The organism is Gardnerella sp. 30-4 (genome assembly GCF_001641215.1).
GTDB classification, from domain to species: domain Bacteria; phylum Actinomycetota; class Actinomycetes; order Actinomycetales; family Bifidobacteriaceae; genus Bifidobacterium; species Bifidobacterium leopoldii.
Window position 1 is genome coordinate 5019 of sequence record NZ_LXJL01000053.1, and the last position, 7806, is coordinate 12824.

Annotated in this window: 8 protein-coding genes; 7 read left to right on the forward strand and 1 reads right to left on the reverse strand. The window is 44.4% G+C overall.

What is annotated here, in order from left to right:
- The first annotated feature begins 178 nt into the window (after positions 1-178).
- The 7 genes from pstS (at position 179) to rplL (ending at position 7416) form a co-directional block, all read left to right on the forward strand.
- The gene (gene pstS / locus A5294_RS04185) at positions 179-1405 is read left to right on the forward strand and encodes a phosphate ABC transporter substrate-binding protein PstS (protein ID WP_064340545.1); all 1227 of its coding nucleotides are present in this window, start codon (positions 179-181) and stop codon (positions 1403-1405) included.
- 106 nt (positions 1406-1511) lie between these two features.
- Positions 1512-2459 carry a phosphate ABC transporter permease subunit PstC gene (gene pstC / locus A5294_RS04190; protein WP_032835357.1) on the forward strand — a complete coding sequence of 316 codons (948 nt, stop codon included), beginning with the start codon at positions 1512-1514 and terminating at the stop codon, positions 2457-2459.
- Complete coding sequence (gene pstA / locus A5294_RS04195; RefSeq protein ID WP_004574111.1) at positions 2460-3512, forward strand: phosphate ABC transporter permease PstA; 1053 nt, start codon at positions 2460-2462, stop codon at positions 3510-3512.
- A 77-nt stretch (positions 3513-3589) separates the two neighbouring features.
- The gene (gene pstB / locus A5294_RS04200; protein WP_004105584.1) at positions 3590-4369 is read left to right on the forward strand and encodes a phosphate ABC transporter ATP-binding protein PstB; all 780 of its coding nucleotides are present in this window, start codon (positions 3590-3592) and stop codon (positions 4367-4369) included.
- Between the two features lie 253 nt (positions 4370-4622).
- Entirely contained in the window at positions 4623-6026 is a 1404-nt protein-coding gene (locus A5294_RS04205) for an NCS2 family permease (protein ID WP_004105579.1), read from the forward strand.
- A 390-nt stretch (positions 6027-6416) separates the two neighbouring features.
- Complete coding sequence (gene rplJ, locus A5294_RS04210; protein WP_004105577.1) at positions 6417-6938, forward strand: 50S ribosomal protein L10; 522 nt, start codon at positions 6417-6419, stop codon at positions 6936-6938.
- Positions 6939-7035: 97 nt separating this feature from the next.
- Positions 7036-7416 (forward strand): 50S ribosomal protein L7/L12, encoded by a 381-nt coding sequence (rplL, locus tag A5294_RS04215; protein WP_004105575.1) that lies wholly within the window; start codon positions 7036-7038, stop codon positions 7414-7416.
- Between the two features lie 191 nt (positions 7417-7607).
- Here rplL and A5294_RS06900 read toward each other — a convergent pair.
- Positions 7608-7806, reverse strand: a 199-nt coding sequence (locus A5294_RS06900) for a hypothetical protein (RefSeq protein WP_231880191.1), incomplete at its 5' end; no start/stop codon positions are given.

The window sequence follows — 7806 nt, forward strand, 5'->3', positions numbered from 1 at the left end:
CCTTCATTTTGCTTAGGTCGCGTCAAATATAACGCCAAATACCGCCGTTTTTGATACCCACTTTATTTTTGCCGGTGAGGTTTTACCCACCTGTTTACGATGGTTGCGTTAATAAAAAAAGATAGGGATTAATTAAGAAAATGCGCCCAATTCGCAATACGGCTATAGGAACGCGAAAATGTGGTGGGGCGCAAGGCAATTCTTCGCGAAAGGAAAGAAGAATATGCGTAACGATATGAATAAGTCAAATATGAATAAATTTAATATGAATAAAAGCGCACTTAAGTTCCGTAGTATTGCTGCTGCGGCGCTCACTTTCGGCTTGTGCGCAACTTGCGCTGCTTGCGGCGACAATAGTCCAGCGGGCAGCAACAACGCAACCGGAGCGCAGAATGCAAAAATTTCCGGCAATTTCCAAGGCTCGGGTGCTTCTTCCCAGCAGGTTGCAATGGAAGCGTGGATTGCAGGATTCCAATCTAAAAATCCGGGTGCAAAAATTGCCTACAATCCAACCGGTTCTGGTGCTGGTGTTACCACTTTTATGACAGGAGCCACGGCTTGGGCTGGTTCAGACAAAGCGTTGAGTAACGACGAAGTTGAAAAGTCTAAGTCGGTTTGTGCTCATGGAACTACGGCTTTCGACGTGCCTGTGTATGTTTCACCAATTGCGATTATTTTCAACCTTAAAGGTGTTTCTGATGCTGGCAAGCATATTAATTTGGACGCTTCGACGATTGCTAAAATTTTCGACGGAAAAATTACGCGCTGGAATGATGACGATATCAAGAAGCAGAATCCTAAGCTAAAGCTTCCAGACACCCCGATTACTGTTGTTCACCGCTCCGATAAGTCTGGCACAACGCAGAATTTCTTAAGCTATGTGAAGGATGCGGCTCCAGACGATTGGTCGCACGATCTTAGCGAAAACTGGCCAAATAGCGTCGGTCAAGGCGCAAAGGGAACTTCGGGCGTTGTATCTACTATTCGCATGGCGAATGGTGCGATTGGTTACGCTGATTTTTCACAGGTCGGTAAGCTCGGCACTGTTGCAGTGAAAGTGGGGGATACTTACAATGAGATTTCTCCGGAAGCTGCTTCTAAAACTTTAGCTGATTCTGAAATTGACGCAGACGCTTCTGCAAAATATCCTAATCGCGTTGTTATGAAAATTAATCACAATACGCAATCTAAGGGCGCTTATCCAATTGTGTTAGTTTCTTACGATATTGCTTGCCCGGTTTATAAAGATGCAGGAACTGCTCGATTTGTGAAGTCTTGGCTGAGCTACGTAACTAGCGCGGAAGGGCAGAATGCTGCTTCTTCTGCTGCTGGAACAGCTCCACTTCCACAAAATTTGGTAAGCAAAATTAACGCATCGATTAAGTCTGTTAAAACAGGAAAATAAAAACTTTACAAACTGGTATTATGAACGTATCGGTTATAAAGGAGAATGATTGAGTTCTACGAAAAATGCGAAAGCAGTCGCGAATAGTGCAAACGAAACTGCTAAAATTTCTGAGAGCAATAGAAAAAATTATGTTGGCACTCATCTTGCAGACCGTCTTTTTAAAGGCGTGGCTGCAGGCTGCGGCATGCTAATTTTGCTTGTTCTTACGGCAGTTGCAGTATTTCTGCTGTTTTGTGCTTTGCCGTTAATAAGTGGAAATCACGATCAAGTAAGTCATGTGTTTGCTGATTTTACTGGTGGTAAGGCACATGATTTTATAAGCTATGTGTCTCCGCTTATTTTTGGCACAGTGCTTATGTCTGCGCTCGCGCTGCTGTTCGCATTTTTTGTGGCAATTGGTATTGCTCTATTTATTTCTTATTATGCACCTAAAAAAATTGTTCCGCTTTTCAGTGGAGTAATTGATTTGCTTGCGGCAATTCCATCCGTAATCTATGGTTTGTGGGGCGGATTGGTTTTGGTTCCAGCTATGTATCCTTTCTGGGATTGGGTTTCTAAACTTTTTGGCTGGATTCCGTTATTTTCTGGTCCGGCGGCTAATCCTTCTCGTTCTGCTGCTACAGTTGCATTAGTTTTGGCTGTGATGATTTTGCCGATTATTACTTCTATGGCTCGCGATATTTTCCAGCAGGCTCCGCGTTTGCAGCAAGAAGGTGCGCTTGCGCTTGGCGCTACAAAGTGGGAGATGATTAGATTAGCGGTTCTGCCGTTTGCAAAGTCTGGTATTGTGTCGGCTTCTATGCTTGGGCTGGGTCGTGCTTTAGGCGAAACGATGGCAGTTTTGATGATTTTGTCTCCTGGATTTACTTTTGGTATCAATATTTTCAAGGCTTCTCAAAATCAAACTATCGCAGCAAATATTGCAGCGCAGTATCCGGAAGCAAACGGACTTGGCGTAAGTGCGCTTATTGCAACCGGCTTAGTTTTGTTCGTTATTTCTTTTGCAGTCAACTTTATTGCTCGCAAAATCACAGGAAAGGCGGGCGCATAAATGGGGAATCAAATTAATAATATTGAAGTGCTTAGCGAGAATACTTTTGCCGAAAAGTCTGTCGAAAGTTCTGTTGAGAATTCCGCAGAAAATTCCGCAGCTCCGGTTATTGACTTCAACAAATTCCGCCCAACTCGCTCACACATAGCTGCGCGCAAACGTAAAGACATGCTTATGCGCGTGCTGATTTTCTTATCTTTTGTTGTGGCACTTATTCCGCTTATTTCTTTGCTTTTAACAACCATTATTAATGGTATTAAGCGCTTGAATTTTGATTTTCTCACTCATAACATGACTTACGTTGTGGGCGGAAATGCTACTGGAACTGGCGGTTATGGCGGAATTTTGCACGCGATTATTGGAACTCTTGAAATAACGCTAGGAGCTATGGTTATTTCAATTCCGATTGGTTTAATGTGTGCTGTTTATTTGGTTGAGTATTCTCGCGGAAACAAAATTTCGCGCATAATTAATCTGCTTGTTGACGTTATGAGTGGTATTCCGTCTATTGTTGCTGGCTTGTTTGCGTTTTCAATGTTTGCTTTTCTTGCTGGCCCAGGTACAATCAATGGTTTTGAAGGATCTGTGGCTCTTTCTCTTCTTATGATTCCAACAGTTGTGAAGTCTTCTCAAGAAATGCTAAAAATTGTGCCTAACGATTTGCGCGAGGCATCTCTTGCTTTGGGAGTTACTCAGCAGCGCACAATTACAAAAATCGTTTTGCGCACTGCTCTTCCGGGAATTGTGTCTGGATGTATTCTTGCGGTTGCGCGCGTTATTGGTGAAACTGCGCCACTTCTTATGGCTTCAGGCTTTATTGCTTCAACGAATCTCAATTTATTTGACGGGCAAATGACGACTTTGCCGGTGTACGTTTACCAAGAATATTCCAAACTTTCTGCGAATTGCCCAGCTAATGCGCCGACTTCTTGCATAACGTCAATTCCGATGGAGCGCTCGTGGGCTGCAGCTTTAACGCTTATTGTGTTGGTGTTGTTGCTAAATATTTTGGGGCGAATTGTAGCTCGAGTGTTTTCTGTAAAAGCGAGATAAAGCGAAATAAAGTAAAGCAAAGCGAAGCGAAATAAAGCAAAGCAAAACGAATTAAATTTTTAGAAAGTGAGCATAAAATGGGTCAGCGAATTGATGTGAAGCATCTGAATATTTATTATGGCGATTTTCTTGCTGTAGAAGATGTGAATATTAATATTGAGCCAAATAAAGTGACGGCTTTTATCGGACCTTCCGGATGTGGAAAATCAACAGTTTTGCGCACCTTAGACCGCATGCACGAAATCACTCCGGGCGCGCGAGTAGAAGGACAGGTGCTTCTTGAAGGCCGCGATTTATATGGCAAAGATGTGGATCCTGTGGCTGTCCGCCGCGATGTTGGCATGGTTTTCCAGCGCCCAAATCCTTTCCCAACAATGTCTATTCGCGAAAACGTGCTTGCTGGAGTTCGTTTGAATAATCGTAAAATTGCTAAGAGTGATGCTGACGATTTAGTTGAGTGGGCTTTGCGAGGCGCGAACTTGTGGAATGAAGTTAAGGATCGCTTAGATAAGCCGGGTATTGGTCTTTCTGGCGGTCAGCAGCAGCGACTTTGCATTGCTAGGGCTGTGGCTGTGCATCCGCAAGTTTTACTTATGGATGAGCCTTGCTCAGCTCTTGACCCTATTTCTACGTTGGCTGTGGAAGATTTGATTAATGAGCTTAAAAACGATTACACGATTGTGATCGTGACGCATAATATGCAACAGGCTGCGCGTGTTGCAGACTACACTGCATTCTTTAATTTGAAAGCTGTCGGGAAACCAGGTCATCTGGAATACTTTGCAGACACGACTACTATGTTCAACAATCCGCGCAACGCTGAAGCTGAGCGTTATATTTCCGGTCGTTTTGGCTGATTTGTTATATACTTTTTTGATTTCGGTGTATTTCCTTGGTCAGCACGTGCGCGTAAGGTCAGAGCTGTTCGGTTGTTCAAAGGTTTCGCAATTTTCATAATTTTATGTGAGATTTTGTGATGCCTTCGTTCATTCGACGAGTCGCAGTAACCTCTGCGTGAATGCCCAAATGTAATTGCGTACGCGATTGCTCAAGTGCTTTCGCCGCGCTTTTCTGGTCTTTTGCGCTTGTAAACCAAGGAACAGAGAGTTTATGGAAAAGTTCTTCCATCTCAAAGAAAACGGCACGAATGTATCAACGGAGATCACTGCAGGTCTCACTACATTCTTCGCAATGTCGTACATTATCATCGTAAATCCAAATGTATTAAAAGAAACTGGTATGCCATGGGGTGGCGTGTTCTTAGCAACAATTATTGCTGCTATTATTGGCACGCTTGTTATGGGCTTATTTGCTAACGTGCCTTATGCTCAGGCTGCTGGTATGGGCTTAAATGCATTCTTTACGTTCACAGTCGTAAAAGGCTTAGGCTTTAGTTGGCAGCATGCAATGTGCATGGTGTTCTTATGCGGTTTAATTAACATTATTATTACCGTTACTAAAATTCGTAAAATGATTATTCGTGCCATCCCGACTTCGTTACAACACGCAATCGGCGGTGGCATTGGTTTATTTGTGGCTTATGTTGGCATGGTGAACGTTGATTTGATTAAGTTCACTCCAAAGGATGACAAAGCTGCAAAAGTTGCGTCTCATTTTGGTGCAGCTCCTGCAATTCCAGGTCTTGCTGTTTTAAAGAACCCAGTATTGTGGTTGTTCCTCATTGGATTGCTTTTGGCAATCGTGCTTACTGTGTTGAATGTTCGTGGATCTTTGCTTATTTCCATTGTTGTTACTGCATTAATCGGTATTCCAATGGGACTTACAACCATGAGCAATTCTGTTTCAGTTTCAGAAGCTTTTAATAATTTGCCAACTACTTTCTGCGCAATATTTAGCGACAAAGGCTTCTCAACGCTGTTTGCAGACCCTTCGCGTGTTCCGCTTGTTTTGATAACGATTTTTGCATTCTCAATGTCTGATACTTTCGACACCTTGGGTACCTTCATTGGCACTGGTCGTCGTACAGGTATTTTCTCTGAGGCTGACGAAAAGGCTCTTGAAAACGGCTCCGGCTTTAGCTCCAAGATGGATCGCGCTTTGTTCGCTGATTCCATCGCAACTTCTGTTGGTGCAATTTTCGGTACTTCTAATACCACTACTTATGTAGAGTCTGCTGCAGGTATTGGTGCTGGTGGTCGTACCGGTTTGACTTCCGTAGTTGTGTCTATTTGCTTCGCGCTTTCTATAGTGCTTGCTCCTGTAGTTTCCGCTGTTCCTGCTGCTGCAACTGCCGGCGTTCTTGTAGTTGTTGGTTGCATGATGGCAAGCTCTTTGAAGGAAATTGCTTGGGATGATATTTCTGAGGCAATTCCTGCATTCTTCGCTGCAGTGTTCATGGCATTCTCTTACAACATTTCTTATGGTATCGCCGCCGGCTTTATTATGTACTGCTTGGTAATGACTTGCAAGAAGCGTGCTAAAGAAGTTCATCCAATGCTTTGGATTGTTTCTTTGCTGTTCTTACTTGATTTTGTTGCTAATGCTGTGCTGTAAATGTGCATTTAATGTAAGGGTGCATTTTACAAGTAGTGAACTTGTGAAACAAAAAATATAAAAGTAAAAATTAAAAAATTAGAGGGTATGTAAATTGTATGCCCTCTTTTTTATTTCTATAATATTTCTCTTGACATTGTCCTAACAGCGTATTAAAATTACCCAACGTAAACCACAGACCGTTGGTGGGATCGCGAGATTCCTGAAATTGATGTGTCATGCCAGCACAGGTTGAGCGAGGATTTATAGCGGATCTCGTTATGAGTCGAAAATTTAGCACGCTTTAGTGCTTCTTATGTTGCTCTGCCAGTGCGCAGGGCTTTTTTATTGCCCTGTTTAATTAAGCTTGATGCGTTTCTTTCACCTACGGCCAATTTAGGAAGGAACGCCATGAAGAGGCCCGAAAAGGAAGCGGTAGTTGCCGAGCTTACGGAACTTTTCCGTAATGCAGACGCTATCTACCTCACCGAGTACCGCGGGCTTACCGTTCCGCAGATTTCTACTCTGCGCGAAAAGCTAGGCCGCGATACTTCCTACTCTGTGGCTAAGAACACGCTTGCTCGTATTGCTGCTAAGGAAGCGGGCATTGAAGGTCTCGACGAGCTTCTCGCCGGCCCAACTGCAGTCACCTTCGTTAAGGGTGATTTCATTGAGGCTGCTAAGACCTTGCGTGATTTTGCCAAAGAGAATAAAGCCCTCGTCATTAAGGGCGGTTTCGCAGATGGAACCGTTTACGATGCCGAAGGTGCAAAGCAGCTCGCCGACTTGAAGTCGCGCCCACAGTTGCTTTCCGAAATGGCCGGCGCGCTCAAGGGCACCATGTCCAAGGCCGCTTGCCTGTTCAACGCATTGCCAACCAAGGCAGTTCGTACAATCGACGCTTTGCGCGAGAAGCAGGAAAAGGCCGCTTGATTCCCTTGCAGCTTGCTGCATGAGACCAACCAAATATAAAAATGTTATGGTCGTAAGGCATAAGGTATGCCCGGCCAAGTAAGAAAGGAAGCCAATTATGGCTAAGCTCACTAACGAAGAGCTTCTTGAAGCTTTCGGTGAAATGACCCTCGTTGAGCTCTCTGAGTTCGTCAAGGCATTCGAAGATAAGTTTGATGTCGAAGCTGCTGCTCCTGTAGCCGCTGTTGCTGCTGCTCCAGCTGCTGCTGGTGCTGCTGAGGAAGAGAAGGACGAGTTTGACGTCGTTCTCACCGCTGCTGGCGATAAGAAGATTGCAGTCATCAAGGCTGTGCGTGCTTTGACCAGCCTCGGCTTGGCTGAAGCTAAGGCTCTCGTGGACGGCGCTCCAAAGGCTGTTCTCGAGAAGGCTAAGAAGGAAGATGCTGAGAAGGCTAAGGCTGCCCTCGAAGAGGCCGGCGCTTCCGTTGAACTTAAGTAGTTCTAACTTTTTGTTGCTTTGCGCGTAACGCAGTTTTATGCGTGTGTGCATAGTGAAAATTAGGCGGTAGGATTATTCCTGCCGCCTTTTTTGTTGCGTCCCAACCTTTTCTTTACTCGTGCGTAAAGTTTTTGCCGCTATTTCGCACGCAAACGACCTTTTATTTACAACGCTGTAAAGTTTTTGCCGGATTAAGGCGCGTAAACGACTTTTCCTTTACTCGCGCGTAAAGTTTTTGCCGCGCGCGTCATGTAAAAGTGGGTTGTTGGCGTGTCGCGAGGGAATGGCGGTTTTGCAACGGTTTTGCGGCTGGTTGGGGGAGTATTCAAGAGTTTCCTGAGAGTTTTCTGAGAAAAATCTTTAAAAACCTTGAAATTGACATTTTTACGA

What these genes read in the sequence shown, in the direction of transcription:
- A5294_RS04205 (WP_004105579.1), top strand. Translation starts at nt 4,623, where the DNA reads ATGGAAAAGTTCTTCCATCTCAAAGAAAACGGCACGAATGTATCAACG.
- pstA (WP_004574111.1), top strand. Translation starts at nt 2,460, where the DNA reads ATGGGGAATCAAATTAATAATATTGAAGTGCTTAGCGAGAATACTTTT.
- pstS (WP_064340545.1), top strand. Translation starts at nt 179, where the DNA reads ATGTGGTGGGGCGCAAGGCAATTCTTCGCGAAAGGAAAGAAGAATATG.
- rplL (WP_004105575.1), top strand. Translation starts at nt 7,036, where the DNA reads ATGGCTAAGCTCACTAACGAAGAGCTTCTTGAAGCTTTCGGTGAAATG.
- rplJ (WP_004105577.1), top strand. Translation starts at nt 6,417, where the DNA reads ATGAAGAGGCCCGAAAAGGAAGCGGTAGTTGCCGAGCTTACGGAACTT.
- pstB (WP_004105584.1), top strand. Translation starts at nt 3,590, where the DNA reads ATGGGTCAGCGAATTGATGTGAAGCATCTGAATATTTATTATGGCGAT.